Origin of the sequence: Haloarchaeobius amylolyticus, from assembly GCF_042678045.1 — an archaeon.
GTDB classification, from domain to species: domain Archaea; phylum Halobacteriota; class Halobacteria; order Halobacteriales; family Natrialbaceae; genus Natrinema; species Natrinema amylolyticus_A.
On record NZ_JBHUDI010000003.1, the window covers coordinates 183,023 to 199,432 of the forward strand.

Sequence of the window (16,410 nt, forward strand, 5' to 3'; positions counted from 1 at the left end):
TGGAGACGCATTCGATCGTGAACGGTTTTGAGTACGTCCAGTGGCGGTACGACGAGCGACACGTACTGTTCGAATTCGTCCCGATACTTCGCGAATACGTAGGGATCCTCCGGTCGCGTCGGGATAATCGTTCGAACGTTCGGACGGGCGGCAATTCCTTTCAGCGAATCTTTGTAGGCGAACAGGTCATCGCTAGGTGCCGGAATTCGGACCCGTTCGTCACAGAATCGGGAGGTACCGGCCGGGACGCTCCTGTGCTCCGATGCGACGATCGTACGAACGCCGTGACGGCCCAGCGAACGCACGCACGGGTAACTCCAGGGAGTGAACCCTGTCGGAATAAGAACTGATACCCGATCAGCTGTTTTTTCGGCCATAGAGATCTGAATGATTCTATTGTCCAGTCAATACCGCGAAAAGGTATAGGAATGTGCTTCAGATAAACCAGACATTGTCAGATAAAAAGGAGTGCCATGTCGATGTAATTCTTTACGCATCGATGAACGTCGTCGGATCGACGCCGTCGGCGTAATTACAGCTCTATTTATAAATGAACGCCCATGTAACCATCAGTTATTCCTAACGGATCGACAAGAGATTTACGGTCATTGCCGTCGTTAGCACCGTATATGACGACGCGTCACCGGGTTCAGGTCGTGCGGAGACAAATCGGGTTGATGGGTGCAGTAATACTCATGCTGACCGCCCTAGAGGCGCTGTCGTACGGGCTATTTTTTGGCGTTTCACTGCTCGGGTTCTTGATCGTAACGGAGCTGTCAAGCTCGCAGGTCGTAACTGTACCATGGCGATCACGACTCCGGCGGCTCGGAGCGCTCGGTCTTTTTGTCTACGCGGTTATCGCGACTCTTCGGCTCTCCGACCTCCTTTCAGCCGTAACGCTTCCGTAGCAACGGCCGCCCGAATGGCCATCATTCTCGACGCGAACCCCAGTAACAGATCAGCTGCCAATCGCCTTCGTCGGCTCCTGGAGCGACCTCGAGATTGACGGGCTGATCTAGTCCGACTGCGAAGCCGACGGCGAGGAACGACGCAATGGGGTGATCGAATCGGTCGAGGTCGCCGAGGACACTTCCGGAGACGGTAACAGTAACAGATTCTTCCCCGATGTGATACGGCTCGATGGCGTCTGCGAGTTCGAAGACCTCCACGAGACCGCCGGCGAGCTGGGCTGTGAGTGGCTGCGGGTCGGTTGCCAGTTCGTCTTCGAGCACACGCTCGAAGTACCGAAAGAGGCGTCCGGCAGTTGGTTCGAACGTCAATTCGCGACCATGCCCGCTGGTGGTCGGACCATCGAGGTTTAAATTGGTAGATCTCGACAGCTGCAGGCGTGCCGACACGGCGCCGTCACTCGGTACATACGTCGGTTCAGTTCGCAGTCCGAGCTCGTCGGCAATCGTGACTTGGTTGGCGGCGGCTGCCGCAGAGATGTGATCAGCGACCGTTGCATCGACGACACGATCAAGTGAGAGGGTGTATGCAAGCAGCCCTCCGAACAGCCCCGTTCCAGCCAGCGCGAACAGAACTCGACGTGCATCGGGGAAGACGACGCCGGCGCCGGCGGCGATGAACCCAACGACGGCTAGTCCGAGCGTCGTCCGTTGGTAGCGAGACCAGGAAGATGATTCGTATTCGATCCAGTCTCGTTCGTCTCGAGACGGGACCCCGAATTGGTCGTCTCTTACCTCTCCTTCCTGAGGATCTGTTGTGGCTTCCGTCGAAACGGCGTTGTTGGAGTTTTTGCCGCTCATCTGTAGGTGATATCTCGGAACTGACCGAGAGAGCAAGCGAAAAGAACGACGTGAGGACACACCGACCGCTCTGTCGTGACATAGGGAAGAGACGAGGTGACTCGAGCGCTTTCCGATGGTGGCCACACAGCTCGGGCGCGCTCAGCAATCGATGTATACTGCATATCCGCGTAATATACTTGATTCGATTTGAAACCCACTGATGATCAAAACGAGTAAATCAGTATTAATTCGGCCGAGCGTAGCCTGTGACTAGCTCGCACCTCGAGATATTCGGCTGGTTTGACCTCCTCCACGCTCTGAAGGACGTGGAATCCGACCATCGGATTTCCGCCGAGTGTGGCGTTCAAGGTTCCAACCCGCACTCAAGGGGAACCAGCAACATACTGGGGGGAACTCTCGTTTCCTCCCCTGTCTAGGGCTGTGACCCGGTCAAACAGGCCCCATCGAATACCCTGTCATCGCCGTACGAACCACCGCTGGTTCGCTTCCCCTTGTGGTTCGGGGACGGCATCTCACGGTATTCGTAGCACTTTCTGCTACGGCGAGCCACATCAAAACGATCACGGTGGAAATCCTGTTCAGCCATCGATAGCGGTTGGAGAGTCGAGCCGATCGCTCGACCTCTGCCTGAAGACGGAGGTATGCGCTCAAAATTCATATCACGGACCCCGCGTGAAGTACCGCGGGGGCAAGCCCCGCGGCTTCACCGTTTTGACCGCACGTCCCGAAACGGGCCGTGCGGTCGCAGGCGAGTTTAATTCCCCTCGGACTTCCCATGACGAGTCGTCTGGAATTAATACCCGAACGCTCGGTGCGTCCGTGAGGGTCGGCCGCTCCACCACGGCCCGACAACTCCCGTCTCACCACGCCAAAGACGCGGGTTTTGAGAGGAGTCGCATTCCTCGCAACTGCCGGCAGTTGCTTCGGATTAAGGTCTTTAATCCATGTCGCAACTGTACTCTCCAATACGGTGGTATCCATCATATAGCTTACGCGATTCACCCTCGGGGTCAAGCCCCGAGGCACTCTCGCTGTATCTCTGTAGACTCTGTCATCTGTCGACCAATGATCGGCCGGGTCGAGCGCACTCTAGGCCGTGAAGGTGGGTTCCGACCAATCCCGTCAGATTCTCTTCGCGATAGGAACCACTGCACCATTCATTCACAGTGGCTGACTGACCAAACTTAAGCGTCGGACGTTGAATTACTGGTGATGGCCGACGCTCGTCCGTCGACGGTCTCCCGACTACGAGACATACAAGTCCCCCCAGCGGACCTCACAGCAGTGGTCGCGATAGTGGCCCTTGCTAACTTCATCGTATTCGCCCCCGTAATTCGAGAGACGCCGCTTCGGGTTCCGATCGGCATTGTGTTCGTACTCTTCGCTCCAGGATACGCCCTCGTCGCCGCGTTCTTTCCCGAACGTGGCGAGAGGGGTGCTGAGACGACTGCATTCGAGACGGACGCCAGATCCGAGAGTAACCGTCTCGACCCCCGGTTCTGGAATGCGCCGTGGCCCACGAGAATCGACGGGATCGAGCGTGTCGCCTACGCGGTCGGGACGAGCCTCGTAGTCGTTCCCCTCATTGCCGTCTCACTCGATCTCACACCGTGGGGGATTCGGCTGGTCCCATTTATGACCGCGGTCTCTATGTTCACGCTGATCACGACAGCCGTTGCCACCGCTCGTCGATGGACCGTTCCGGCAGCGGAACGGTTTCGGGTTCCGTACCGATCGTGGCTGGCAACGGGGCGCGCTACGCTGTTCGATACGCGCGCGGATGCGACATTGAACCTCCTGCTGATCGGGGCCGTCGTCCTCGCGATTGGAAGCGTTGGCTACGCCGCCACGGTTCTCCCGCAGGACGATGAGTTCTCGGCGATTTACCTCCTCTCGGAAGACGGCGAATTCGAGGCCGACGACTACCCGACCGACCTCGAAGCCGGTGAAAACGCTGAAGTTACCGTCGGTATCGACAACCGCGAGGACCGAACGGTAAACTACACCGTGGTCGTCGTGGAACAAGACATTGAGTCGAACGGAAACGACACAATAGTCGCCGACCAGTTGGAACTCGATCGATTCGACGTACGCATTGCTGCCGGCGAGAGCGCCGAGTTCGGATACGAACTCGAGCCGACGATGACGGGCGAGAACGTTCGAATCATCTGGTTACTTTATCTTGACGAACCGCCGGACGACCCGTCGATATCGAACGCAAACCGGTACGTCTCACTCACGATGGACGGGGAGGCGACCGCCGAGAACACAACGGAATCCGTTGCCGGATAAGAAACTATTTCTCACATCGCAGTTGCGACGGCGACAACATTCCAATTTATATCTGATATTGAACTCTGATACCGTCTTCTATTTAAAAGGAAGTCCACCCCGAGAGGGAGAGGTATGTCTGGCTACTCTGCTATCGTCCTCGCGGCCGGCGAAGGAAACCGACTGCGCCCGCTCACTCGGAACCGCCCAAAACCGATGCTGCCCGCGGCGACGAGACCAATTCTCGAGCACGTCTTCGATCAGCTCATCGACGCCGGCGTCTCGGAAATCGTCGTCGTTGTCGGGTACAGGCGCGACCGGGTCCAATCGTACTTCGGACCGACGTATCGGAACGTCCCCCTCACGTATGTTTCCCAGGAGAAACAGCTCGGAACCGGCCACGCCCTGCTCGCGGCCGAATCCGTCGTCGACGGGACATGTCTCGCGATCAACGGAGATCAGATCGTCGACAGTCGAATTATCCAAGATTCAATAGCGGGACACGAATCCGACTCCGCTGCGACTCTCGCGTTGCTCCAGCGCGCCGATATCAGCGAATACGGCGGCGTAACCGTCGACAACGGACGCGTCACGAGTATCGTCGAGAACCCAAGCGACGGTCGGGAGTATTATCTTAACGCCGGCGTCTACGTGCTTGAGCCGGCGGTGTTCGACGCCGTGCGAGCGGCGGAGCCGAGCGCCGGGGAACACCACCTAGTCGACGGACTGTCGACGCTCATCGATATCGGTGAGATCGTCCGCGGGGTCGTCTCCGACGGCATCTGGGTTGACGCGACCTATCCGTGGGACCTGCTTGACGTTTCGTTCGAACTGTTCGACGAAGGAATCATTGATGGAACACGATCGTCAGACAGCCATGAGGAGTCGGCTGTCCACGAGTCCGCAGCGATCCGAGAGCCGGTCGTGATCGATCAAGACTGTGTGATCGAATCGGGCGCAGTCGTAGGACCGTACGTGTGTCTCGGAGAAAACGTGACCGTCGGGCCGAATGCGGTCGTCGAACGGAGCGTCGTCGACGCCGATACGCGAATCGGGACCAACGCGATTGCGATCGAGTGTGTTACCGGGACCGGCGTTACGCTCGGAGCCGGCTCAATCGTTCCCGGCGGGCCAAGCGACGTTCGCGTCGGGGATCGGGTCTTCGAGGACGAATCACTCGGTGCGCTGCTGGCCGACCGCGTCAATGACCGAGGTGGAGTCACGTACGTCCCCGGAACGATCGTCGGATCCAACGCCACCGTCCACGCCGGTTCGACCGTTCGCGGGACGATCGCCGAAGACACGGAGGTGCAAGCATAATGTGTGGAATCATCGGCTACGCGCCGGCGGAGTCCAACCAAGACGTCATCAACGTGATACTCGATGGGCTGTCCGGGCTCGAGTATCGGGGCTACGACTCGGCAGGCGTGGCCATCACGGACCCGTCGGTCTCGGTGTTCAAACGAGAGGGTGAGCTGTCAGCACTCGAGTCGGCGGTTCCCCGAGACTCCCTCGATGGCGACGCCGGTATCGGGCATACACGCTGGAGCACGCACGGCCCGCCAACGGACGAGAACGCGCATCCGCACACCGACTGCAGCGGAGCTGTCGCGGTCGTCCACAACGGGATCATCGAAAACTATCGGCCGCTCCGTGACGAACTCGAAGCCACCGGTCACGAGTTCAAGAGCGACACCGACACGGAGGTCATCCCGCACTTGATCGAGACCGCCCTCGAGCAAGGAGCCGACGTCGAAACGGCGTTTCGGCGCGCGATCGGACGACTGGAGGGAAGCTACGCCGTCGCAGCGGTGTTCTCCGGCCACGAGGGTGTCTTCGCTGCTCGCCATCAGTCGCCGCTGGTCATCGGCATCGGCGACGATGGCTATCACTTGGCCAGCGACGTTCCCGCGTTTCTCGAGTACACCGACCGTGTCATATACCTGCAGGACGGGCAGTTCACGACGATCCGTCCGTCGGGTGTCAAGGTGACTGACGAGCGCGGATCGATCATCGACACGTCCGTCGAGACGATCAGTTGGGAACCGGAAGATGCCGGAAAGAGCGGCTACGACCACTACATGCAAAAGGAGATCAACGAACAGCCGCGGGCGATTCGTGACTGTATCCGTGGCCGACTGTCCGAACTGGACCGGACCGTCTCAGTTGACGAGCTCGCCGACGTCGATCGCCCGTCGACCGTTCATTTCATCGCCTGTGGAACGTCGTACCACGCGTCCCTGTACGCCGCACGGCTCTTTCGCGACCGCGGCGTTCCGGCGATGGCGTTCCACGCGAGCGAATACAACGCCGATGAGGTACCACTCGGCGACGAGACGCTCGTTGTCGCCGTCACTCAGAGCGGCGAAACAGCCGATACGCTGAACGCGCTTCGGGAGGCGAACCGGGCCGGTGCGGGAACGCTTGCGGTGACAAATGTAGTCGGCAGCTCGGCCTCGCGCGAAGCGGACCACGTGCTGTACATCCGCGCGGGCCCCGAGATCAGCGTGGCCGCGACGAAGACGTTTGCCTCCCAGCAAGTGGCACTGTCGATGCTCTCTATCGCTCTCACTGACACCTCCTCACGAGCATCCGTAGAGGCTCTCCGGGCGTTGCCGGATCAGATACAGTCAATCCTGGATGAGTCGCGTGCAAAAGAGATCGCCGAGTCGTACGCGGACGCAGAGGCGTATTTCTTTATTGGCCGCGGATACGGCGCACCGGTCGCGCTCGAGGGCGCACTGAAAATGAAGGAGATCACGTACAAACACGCGGAAGGGTTCCCCGGCGGTGAGTTGAAACATGGCCCGCTGGCGCTCGTGGGCGATCAGACGCCGGTGATCGCGATCGTCAACGGGAAATCGAAAGCCGAGAAGATGCTCGGGAACATAAAGGAGGTCGAAGCCCGCAGCGCGCCTGTGATCGCGGTGACCGATTCGGTAGACGAGGTCGAAAGCTACGTCGATCACGTCTTGCGGGTACCCCGGACGAAACCGCGTTTCATGCCTGTTCTGGCGAACGTACAACTCCAACTGTTGTCCTACTGGGTCGCTCACCGGCTCGGTCGATCGATCGATAAACCGAGAAACCTCGCCAAGAGCGTAACAGTCGAGTGACGTCCGTCCGATAAGGTCCGAATAGGTCTGCTATCCCTCCAACACATTTCAATAGTACGTCACCTGATCATCTGCTTCCGTATTGTCAGAGGTTAGTAACTGCGCATCCTCGCGATCGCTGCGTTCGTCGTATTCGTCGTCTCCGTCTCGTCCGTCGTGTTCGTCGTATTCGTCGTGTTCGTCGTCTCCGTCTCGTCCGTCGTGTTCGTCGTATTCGTCGTCTCCGTCTCGTCGATTACATCGACAGTTGGCTCGTTGTCGACATCAGCGGAGATGTTGCCTGCCGCGACGTGGTCGTCGCTCAACAGCGCGCCAGTTCCCGGCCCACCTACAACTGCAGCGCAGACCAGCGCCACACAGACGAGCAAGGTCGTGAGCCGCAGCGCCGAGGACATTTACTCCACCTCCTCGACGGAACCGCCGTCGGGTGCCGGATCGGGCGAGGCATCGTCGTCGGCTTCCGTCTCACTGTCCGGGTTTGGTTGCGATCGGTCATCCTTGGGGAACCGTTCGGCGAGCAACCGGCCACCCGTAGCGAGCGCCAGAAAGAGACTCGCGAACACGATCGAAAACGTCAGCGCGGTTCGTAACTGGAAGGCCACGTAGGCCGCATACGGCGTGACAAGAACCAGCACGATGGTCGTCATAGCCAGGTCAGTCGGATGAATCGCGAGCAGCGGTGGGCTGTCAGCCTGATCGGGTTCCGACTGGCTGTCTTCAGAAGATCGGTTAGTAAGCAACAGGCCACCTGTGGTGAGCGCCGTAAAGAGGCTCGCGAACGCGATTGAAAACGTCAGCGCGGTTCGTAACTGGAAGGCCACGTAGGCCGCATACGGCGTGACCAGCGCCAGCGCGATGGTCGTTATAGCCAGGTCAGTCGGGTGTATTGCGAGCGTCGGTGACGCGTCAGCTGGGTTGCGTTCGGCCGATCCGTCTTCGACTTCCTCTAGTGAAGAATCGTCAGTGCTGGCTCCTGCTTTATTGCGGTATCGCTTCGCGAACTGCCAGGCCTCGGACACCGCGAGCGCGCCCATTGGGAGGCCCACGAGCAGTACGAATCCAAGCGTGGTGTTCGCGAACTGGATTACGTACCCGATATAGGGGATCGTAAACAGTACGGTCCCAAGCACGTTCGACGACGGCACCGGCGCTGGGTCCGGCTCCTCGTTCGCATCACCTTTCGTCTCGAAGGCGACCTGCCCATCCCGGTGCTGGACGTCGACCACGCGGTGCGTTGTCGGGGTTTCGCCATCGGACTGGGCGAACGTGATGACATCTCCCTCCTGAATCGTCGCCGGGTCGGTCTCGTCAACGATAACGACGTCGCCGGTCTCGATCGTCGGTGACATACTCCCGGACAGGACGACGAAGCTATGATCGGCTCCAACTGCGCCTGGGACGGCGTAGATCACGAACGGGACGATGAGCACGAGCAGTGCGAGCAGCGCTACCGTCTTCGCACCCGTCCGCTTATCCATCGGCACTCACCTCGTTGCCACAGACGAATACTGTGAGGTTGCTTGTCCCCGGCCGTTGGCCGTCCGACTCCTCGCCTGGATCGTCCGTGTCAGTTGCAGCACACACCTCTCCGCGCGTCCGCGTCAGCGGCGGCTCGACGTCATAGTAGATAGTCTGGTTCCCACCCTTGACCGCCACCGTGCACAGTGGTGGTGCGGTCGGTTCACTTCCCTCCTTCAGCAGCCGCACGCTCGCACAGACAGTCTCGCGTTCGTCCTCGTCGATCTTGTCGGTCACCGTGAGCACCTCGAGTTGATACGTGCCATCTCTCTCGTCGTCGGTGTATAGCTCGTCAAAATCGTAGATGCCAGGTTTGAGCCGGTCTTCTTTCACCTCGAGCTTACCGAGTCTGACACAGTCCGAACACGTGATGGTCGGACAGTCTTCGTCCGAGAATGGGCTGGACCTGACCGCGTCCTCGGAGACGTGCCGGCACTGCTGGGCAAATAGTTCGAGAACGAGATCTGTCTCGGCATCGACAACCCAGGTCGCATCTGTGGGGAGACGATACTCGAGGTCGAGACACAGCTGCGTTCCCCCTGCCAGACAGGGGTCATCGGGATCGTCGAGCCGTATCCCGTCGTGCAACGCCCGTCGAAGCTCCGTGAACGATGCCCACTCGTCTGAGTCCCTGGGCAGGAGATGCCGCTTGTCCTCGTTACAGTCCGGACTAACGGAGAGACGAGTCTCGAGGGCCTCACCGAGCGGATCCGCGACCGGAGGACACCCGGTTCGAGACCACAGCCGAACCGAATTGGACCCGTCCGGGACGGTGAGTCGGACGGTCTTCGTCTTCCGCTCTCCGGGTGCGACTGATTCAAGCGCCAGTTGCAAGCGATCATCTACGACGTTGCAGCCGTCGCAATCTACATCGAGTTCAACGCGGCCGGCCTGCAAGCTGCCGGCGACCCCCGCCTCGCCGGAGAACGAGGCAACCGTCCTCGCACCAGCAGCGGCCGCGAGCCCGCCGACAGTTCCGAGGGCCGCGAGGAGCCGACGTCTGGTCGGCACCGAGTCGTCCGTCACGGTGCCAAACCCCCGGTTTCGGCCGGTCGATTACGACTCCCCTGGGTATTGACTCCGTCATGATAGGGCACAATCGGTTGACGGGCTTGCTCGAGGCAGTCCTCGTCGTCGATACCCCCTATTTCGCTTCGTGTGATGTCAATCATCATCGAATTCCCCTCCCGATCGCCCGGCTAGGACGACCCGGTTTCACGAATTCAGCACAACAGATACCGTTATGATAATTAGTCGCATAACAAACAGTCACAATTCCATACTGGTCAGTAACGACTGCATTCCGAGTGAAATCGGAAAACGATCGCCGAGAGCTGGCGTGACGAGGCGGGTCGCGTTCGTTCGTCGTTGTCCCGGACGACCGCTCCGCTAGCCGTCTCGAGTGTAAAGTAGATCGATGTGTAAACCGTACGCCGACGTCAGTGAGGTCAAGTGACCGTATCAGTCCAACCGATCTCGCCCGCTCAGAAGTTCTTCGACAATGAGGGAGCCACCGTCGAAATGAAGCCGGCGCACCGCGTCGATTCCTCGCCCTCGATTCCAGCCATCGAGAAACTCTCTTTTAGACCGATACATGTCAATTGAAACTAACGGCTCCGTCGTAGTTAGCTACCACTGGATGGGCCGGTTGGGTCCGGATTATGTCGACATTGCTCGGTGTAGAACCCGAGATCAAAACTCACCGAAGTGTTTTGGAGGTCGTTGACACTATCGACGACCCGACTCGCATCCGTCGGGAGACACCACTCGAACCCGATACAGAACGTCTCGTTTCCGGGGAAACAGAGGCCGGGCTCTCCTTCGCCGTAACAGTACCAGAATTCGGTGTAGCTGATCCCCCTATTGTCTTCATCCGGCGTCATGAAGTCGTCTTGACCGGTCGTACATGCTCCGTTTCGGAGGTCGAACTGTTGGATCGTCTCACCAGCTTTGACTTCTAACTGACACATTCCGAGATCGTGCGATTCGTACGTCGTTTCGCCTACCGTGTACTCCTCGAGAATCTCCCAGTCGAATTCTACGACGTCTAATTCGGCGAAATCATCCTCAGATTGTAACGTTTCCGTGGTACCGTTGGTTTTCTGTTCCAGTTCAAAGATCCTGAGGATTATCTGCGCCCCAGTCTCCGAATCTTCCATCTGGAAGACGTACGCCAGCGTGTCCTCCTCGACCGCCAAGAGTTCCCCATCATCCTCATCGTCTAAAGCGAGACCGTCGTTTGTCCACTCGATTTTTCCGAGGTTCAGACACTGGCTACCGGAACTCACGCCGTCGTCCCCGCCGACACCCGCGATTCCGTACGCCCCCGGGTTCAGCATATACCCGTCGTACCCTTCAAGCTCCTCGAGCCAGTTCGCGAGACTCGTCCGTTGATTAACGATGATCCGGTCCTCGTCGTCCTCATCCAGGTCGTTGTCACAGTCGAGGTCGTACCACGCCTGTACAAGAATCTCTTCTGCGAGTTCGTCGTCTATTTCCCCGGCTTCACCGAAGAACCAGACGTAACCCGGGTTGTCACACAGGTGGAAGCTGAATGTTACCTCACCACAGTCGCCGGGTTTGATGTCCTCGAGTTCGATGAGACTGTCCTGTGTCCGAACACCATTGTAGAAATCATCCGGGACCTCGTAGTTCTCGAGGGTTTCGCAGGTCAGGTACTCCTGGATGTTTGCACCCTCGTCGGAGTACGCGACGACGCCTTCGTTGGCGAACTCATCCAGCTCGTCAGTATCTAACGACTGTTCGCCGTTCGGTTCGTGATCCGGGTGTGCGTTGACGAACGGGTAGCCCGCGTCACCGTACGGTGCGTATCGATCGGTGTTCTCCTCCGGCCCGTAGTACAGCTGTTGCCAGTCGAGCCGGAGATCCAGTTCGCCAGCCGTCAGTGAGTTGTCGTCAAACGTCTCGCGATCGTTGAAGTACGCACTCGTCCCGAATCCGGCGCCCGCGGAGGCGATACCAATCGCTCCCAGGCTGCCGAGGATCTTCCGTCGTGACAGTCTATTTTCGTCGTCTGACATATTCGTTCACCCCCCTCCGGGGGAAGACCCACTGGCGGAATCGAACCGCCGTGCTCCAAGTGGGTCAGTTGATCGTCAACTGTGCTACTGGAGCGCGACGTCTACATAGGTGCTAGCGTCGTCGAACCCATCCGGTCCAAAACAGAACTCGGGTGTCAGATTGACAACGATGTTTCCGCTACCGCTCGGAGGCGTTTCGCTCGCAAAGCCGACCTTTCCGCCAACTGAGAAGTTGGTTCCCAAGCGACTCCGTGGGATCTCGATCGTGTACCGCCCATTCCCGTCGGCTGAACCGTTAATATCGCCGGGAAGACTGGAAATGGATCCCGAAGCAACTGGTTCTTCATATTCGAAGCCCGTGCCGGAAGTATACATGATCTGGAAGTCTCCTACATCGTCATCGTCAGTATCGAATGCGATTCCGAAGTTGTCCGGATACTGCCCTCCGACAAGTTCTTTCGCCAGATCGATACTGATCGCGACCGGATCGCCGTTCAGTGCGATATCCATCGTCTGTTCGGATCCGAGGCCTCCATAGGGCAGTTCGATCGGATCGCTGAAGTCACAGTTCTCGGAATCAGTGCCGCTGAATCCTCGTTCTATCCTGAACGTTTCGCTACAGGGATTCCGTGTACCGTCGTTGTGCCGGCACTGTTCCGCGTAGAACTGGAGATTGAACTCGAGGGAGTCTCCCTGGATCTCGTTACCGACCGACTTCGGAACTTCCCAGTCGAGACAGATGCACGGATTTTTCTTTTCCGTCTTGTCGCCGGTCCCGTCGAAGCACTCCTGACTGCCGGGTGCGAAAAACCCACCGTCAGGGTTGGGAGCCCCACTGTTGCCGTCGAGTGGGACGCCGTACCGAACCTTGGCCAGCAGGTCGGCGAGCGTCCCTTTCCAGATTTCAGTTTGGCTATCGACATCTTTGGGGTCAAAGCTGTCTCCAATATCGTTCAGGGTACAGTAGCTGACAGTGACGTCGATGTTCTCCTCCAATTCACCCTCGCCGTTATTGTCCTCCGGTTCGGGCTCGGTGTATCCATTCTCACTAGAATCAGTAAGTTCACCACATAACCACAGGTACGCAGGATTGGTTTCGATACGGGGACAGAACGCAATAATACCGCTGTCGCCTGGCTTCACGTCTGAAAGATCGCTGCTGACCGCTTCTCCATCAGCGGTTCCTGACACGTAGTCAGAGCCAGCTGACCCCTGATTCCAGTAAGAGTAGTAGTCGACCAGCAGGTCGAGTGTCCCTGCCGTCATGATGTTGTCGTCGAACGTTTCCTCGTCGTTGAAGTACGCACTCGTGCCGAACCCAGCACCCGCGGAGGCGACGCCGATGGCGCCGAGACTCCCGAGCACCTTGCGACGCGAGAGGTCGATGTGTGTATCGTCGGTCATTGTTTCCCCCCGGACGGGCTCTAATCGCCCCATCCGGTTGTTCCAGTCATGTCGAGAGTCCCGTATTGTTATACATCGACACGACAGGATCGAACAGAGCAATAGAGGACTCAAATGGGCCAAATAAGCGTTCGAACGGCCCATTTGACCGGGCACACAACCATCGAATCGATCGTTAGAAGTCTATAAGCACATATGAAAGATTAGTAATATTTACTTTCAGCCAAACAGAACACGTTCCGCAGCGCGTGAGTTACGGAACACGTTCTGTTCATGATCGTTCACGCGATGAGGATTGTCGAGAACGGAGACCAAAAACCTCGATCGCTCCTCTAGGGAGATGATATTAATAAAGAGATACTTGTGATATCTTTTCGGGGAAACCGTATGGGGATGTTCCGCAGAAATTCGTTACCGGAGGGAGAGATATACGAGATACTCGCCAATCAACGGCGCCGAGAGACCATCAGACATCTATCAGTCACTCCAGAGGGCGGCCCGATTTCGCTGCGAGAGCTCTCGGAAACGATCGCCACGCGGGAGACCGGCGAATCGCCGCCGCCCCGAACCACTCGTGAAAGCGTCTACAACTCACTACACCAGACACACCTCCCGAAGCTCGAGGAACTCGGCGTTGTCACCTACGACCGTGATACACGCGAAGTGAGGATTCGTGAGCGTGCTCGAGATGTGAATCGCTATATGGAGGTGCTCACCGAACACGGCCTTACATGGGGTGAGATTTACAGGTCTATCGGCGTCAGCGGGCTGACAGTCGTCGTTCTTGCGCTCGCAGGAGTTCCACCCTTTGGTTGGATCGCCCCTCTGCTGTGGGCGACAGGATTTCTCGTCGTGTTCGTCATTGCCACGTCCTACCAGCTATGGATGAATCGGTGGCTCGTCGTTCAGGCACTGCGAACGTGAATTACCCCGCCCTACTCGCTCGCGGCTAACGCCGTTCGCTCCTTGAGGACGGGGGCTTAGCGCCCCTCTCTTTCAGCTAACGACCCGCCGCCCGGTTCCGGAGGACGAGCTATAGGAACAGCTGAAACGATTTACACACCGATCACACAGCAGTCGTACGATCGAGTATGTCTTGACCTTCAGTGGCTACTATAGCCCTCGAGACCGGTAAGCACGTCCGCTACTCGAGCACGATGTAGGTGTTATCCGGGGCCGTACTGACCGTATTCGGCGTCGATTACGGCCACAGAGTCGGTGATCTCGATGAATCCAGCGAACACGTCCTTGGCGTCGAAGTTACCCGACAGCATCTCGAAGAAGCAGAAGCGTACGCAGAGGACCCCCAATCGGAGGTCACCGAAGTCATTCCGTATTACGAACTCAACGATCAACATCGACTCGACCTCGCAGGTGTGGATGCTGATGGCGAGATCATCGTCACAGCCGAGGTTGAACGTATCAACCACGACGTCCGGCGCGCAGTACCCGTCGACTTCGACAAAATGGCTGCGTGTGAACCCGAGGCTGCAATCTGGGTCGTCATGAAACAGGCCGATGGTCACAAAATACTCTCTGCGCTCAACGACCCACTCGAGGGGCCACCTCGAGTCGAGAAAACGTATGCAAAGACCACGCCACCCCAACAGTTCCGGATCGACACACCTAGCATGACGGCTGTCTATCCTGCAGAGTGGCTCCGGGATCGATCACCATATCTCCCGTAGCGTACCGGGCTGGGTAGTTCTCCTCTGCGGTGTCTCTCTATCGGAGTTCGGATTGTATTCTCGCTTCTTCCAGCGTTCCGTGTCTGTTCCGCTCTCGAGACGCTCTGTACATATCACAGGAACGTGATCCAATCGTCATAATCGGCTCTGCCCTCCGCAAGTGTTGCTGTGGGGGTCTCTCGAGTGAGAATCTAGGACGGTGATTGCTCGAGCGATGGATTGGCTGTTGAGGTCGTAGCTCGCACAAATCGGGCTTTCGTACTCGAGTCGAGATTGAAATCGGCTAATGGCTGTACAGACTCACACCCCAATCGCATGAAAACCAGTTGAATAGGCCTCTTCCTCGGGATTCTTTGTCTGGGTTTTCTCGAGTCGCTCTACGTATTGGGAGACCGCAGTCGCTCGCTGAGTGGGGGCACTCCCACTGGCTTCTCGAGTTGATGGTAGACATCGGCAGTTCAAAACCGATAGACGGGGGCCGGTTATGAGTTTTTAGCCACCCCGTTTCCGATCGTGTTTGCTGGCGCGACTACGCTTCTGGGATGCTCGCTTCGCTACACGACACGCGTTTCAGGGGATCTACTCGAGTTGGGAAATGATCTCGAGTCCTTCTTTTTTCTATTCCTAGAATTGCGTTCTATTGCCGCACAACACCACCTTGCGGTGGCTAGAGCTGATTATGACGACGGTTGGAGGCGTGACTCATCAATAGTCTCTATCTCCCTATCACACGACAATAGAGACGACCCCACCACCGACGATCGCGAGCCCACCGAGGCCGAAACAGACGACCCAGAACGGGATGCGGTCGACGATCCGCATGAGGGCATCGATGGTGAGATAGCCGATAAAGGAACTAACGCCGAGTGCTGCCAGCGCAGGCACAGGCTCAATACCGGGAAGACCACCAGCACCCGTGACGGTGAGGACAGCCGCACCGAGACTGGCAGGGATTGACAACAGAAAAGAGAGTCGGAACGCCGCCGGCGGCTCGTAACTCCGGAATAGCAACGCACTCGTCGTCACACCTGACCGGGAGATCCCAGGCAGGATCGCAACGCCCTGTACGGCCCCGACCAGAACTGAGTCCGGCAGCGTCGGCGCGTCGCGGATCCCCATCGACACCGACTCTGAGGCGAGCTGAAGGATACCCGTGAGCACCAGGAGGACACCGATAGCCGCGATGAAGATGCCGCCAGTGAGTTGGCCGGCAAAGTCGACTGCGTATACGTACAGTGGAATTCCCACGACGCCGGTCATCAGCGTGGCAACGACGACGTACGACGCGATGGCGTTCTCCCCAGTGTACGCACTGTCGGGTCGCCAGCCGGGCACTGCGAGGATAGCCGCCGCAATATCGTCGCGGTAGTAGACCGCCGCCGAGAGCGTCGTACCGACCTGCAAGAATAACGCCAGTTGCACCGCAACTGCAGGGTCGGTTCCCGCGATCGTCAGGAACAGTGCAAGGTTGCCCTGACTCGAGACGGGCAACCACTCGACGATTCCCTGGACGATCCCGGCGAGGATTGCGACGACGAGGTCGATTCGGCTCACTGATGATGATGCGACAGTGCGGCAACTTAAATGAAGCCGATTCGAG

At 58.2% G+C, this 16,410-nt stretch carries 13 protein-coding genes and 1 pseudogene; 6 read left to right on the forward strand and 8 right to left on the reverse strand.

Annotated elements, in window-relative coordinates; genetic code table 11:
* Positions 1 to 305: pseudogene (locus ACFR99_RS04715) on the reverse strand (carboxylate--amine ligase); the annotation flags it as partial.
* A gap of 324 nt (positions 306 to 629) precedes the next feature.
* Here ACFR99_RS04715 and ACFR99_RS20345 point away from each other — a divergent pair.
* Positions 630 to 908: a DUF8044 family membrane protein gene (locus ACFR99_RS20345; protein ID WP_465260890.1), complete on the forward strand. Its 279-nt coding sequence runs from the start codon at positions 630 to 632 to the stop codon at positions 906 to 908.
* Between the two features lie 21 nt (positions 909 to 929).
* Here ACFR99_RS20345 and ACFR99_RS04720 read toward each other — a convergent pair whose 3' ends face one another.
* A complete protein-coding gene (locus ACFR99_RS04720) occupies positions 930 to 1,769 on the reverse strand; it encodes a DUF7982 domain-containing protein (RefSeq protein WP_390284846.1) in 840 nt (279 codons plus the stop codon).
* 1,287 nt (positions 1,770 to 3,056) lie between these two features.
* On the opposite strand from ACFR99_RS04720, the gene ACFR99_RS04725 reads away from it, so the two are divergent.
* The 3 genes from ACFR99_RS04725 to glmS all read left to right on the forward strand — a co-directional run bounded on the left by ACFR99_RS04725 (position 3,057) and on the right by glmS (position 7,159).
* Positions 3,057 to 4,064, forward strand: a complete 1,008-nt coding sequence (locus tag ACFR99_RS04725) for a DUF1616 domain-containing protein (RefSeq protein WP_390284848.1) — start codon at positions 3,057 to 3,059, stop codon at positions 4,062 to 4,064.
* A gap of 114 nt (positions 4,065 to 4,178) precedes the next feature.
* Positions 4,179 to 5,363, forward strand: a complete 1,185-nt coding sequence (locus tag ACFR99_RS04730; protein ID WP_390284850.1) for a sugar phosphate nucleotidyltransferase — start codon at positions 4,179 to 4,181, stop codon at positions 5,361 to 5,363.
* A complete protein-coding gene (glmS, locus tag ACFR99_RS04735) occupies positions 5,363 to 7,159 on the forward strand; it encodes a glutamine--fructose-6-phosphate transaminase (isomerizing) (protein ID WP_390284852.1) in 1,797 nt (598 codons plus the stop codon). Before ACFR99_RS04730 ends, glmS begins: the two co-directional genes overlap by 1 nt.
* Before the next feature lie 92 nt (positions 7,160 to 7,251).
* On the opposite strand, the gene ACFR99_RS04740 is transcribed toward glmS, so the two are convergent.
* The 5 genes from ACFR99_RS04740 to ACFR99_RS04760 all read right to left on the reverse strand — a co-directional run bounded on the left by ACFR99_RS04740 (position 7,252) and on the right by ACFR99_RS04760 (position 13,266).
* Complete coding sequence (locus ACFR99_RS04740) at positions 7,252 to 7,554, reverse strand: hypothetical protein (RefSeq protein WP_390284854.1); 303 nt, start codon at positions 7,552 to 7,554, stop codon at positions 7,252 to 7,254.
* Complete coding sequence (locus ACFR99_RS04745; protein WP_390284856.1) at positions 7,555 to 8,637, reverse strand: signal peptidase I; 1,083 nt, start codon at positions 8,635 to 8,637, stop codon at positions 7,555 to 7,557. It lies immediately after the preceding gene.
* Entirely contained in the window at positions 8,630 to 9,703 is a 1,074-nt protein-coding gene (locus tag ACFR99_RS04750) for a hypothetical protein (RefSeq protein ID WP_390284858.1), read from the reverse strand. Before ACFR99_RS04750 ends, ACFR99_RS04745 begins: the two co-directional genes overlap by 8 nt.
* 599 nt (positions 9,704 to 10,302) lie before the next feature.
* Complete coding sequence (locus tag ACFR99_RS04755) at positions 10,303 to 11,718, reverse strand: SipW-dependent-type signal peptide-containing protein (protein ID WP_390284860.1); 1,416 nt, start codon at positions 11,716 to 11,718, stop codon at positions 10,303 to 10,305.
* Positions 11,719 to 11,802: 84 nt separating this feature from the next.
* Positions 11,803 to 13,266, reverse strand: a complete 1,464-nt coding sequence (locus tag ACFR99_RS04760; RefSeq protein ID WP_390284862.1) for a SipW-dependent-type signal peptide-containing protein — start codon at positions 13,264 to 13,266, stop codon at positions 11,803 to 11,805.
* Between the two features lie 243 nt (positions 13,267 to 13,509).
* Here ACFR99_RS04760 and ACFR99_RS04765 point away from each other — a divergent pair, with 243 nt between their 5' ends.
* Both ACFR99_RS04765 and ACFR99_RS04770 read left to right on the forward strand, forming a co-directional pair.
* On the forward strand, positions 13,510 to 14,046 hold the full coding sequence (locus ACFR99_RS04765; RefSeq protein ID WP_390284864.1) for a DUF7344 domain-containing protein: 537 nt from the start codon (positions 13,510 to 13,512) through the stop codon (positions 14,044 to 14,046).
* A 239-nt stretch (positions 14,047 to 14,285) separates the two neighbouring features.
* Entirely contained in the window at positions 14,286 to 14,810 is a 525-nt protein-coding gene (locus ACFR99_RS04770; RefSeq protein WP_390284866.1) for a hypothetical protein, read from the forward strand.
* A gap of 726 nt (positions 14,811 to 15,536) precedes the next feature.
* Here the strand turns inward: ACFR99_RS04770 and ACFR99_RS04775 are convergent.
* The gene (locus ACFR99_RS04775; RefSeq protein WP_390284868.1) at positions 15,537 to 16,364 is read right to left on the reverse strand and encodes an undecaprenyl-diphosphate phosphatase; all 828 of its coding nucleotides are present in this window, start codon (positions 16,362 to 16,364) and stop codon (positions 15,537 to 15,539) included.
* Positions 16,365 to 16,410: the final 46 nt, after the last annotated feature.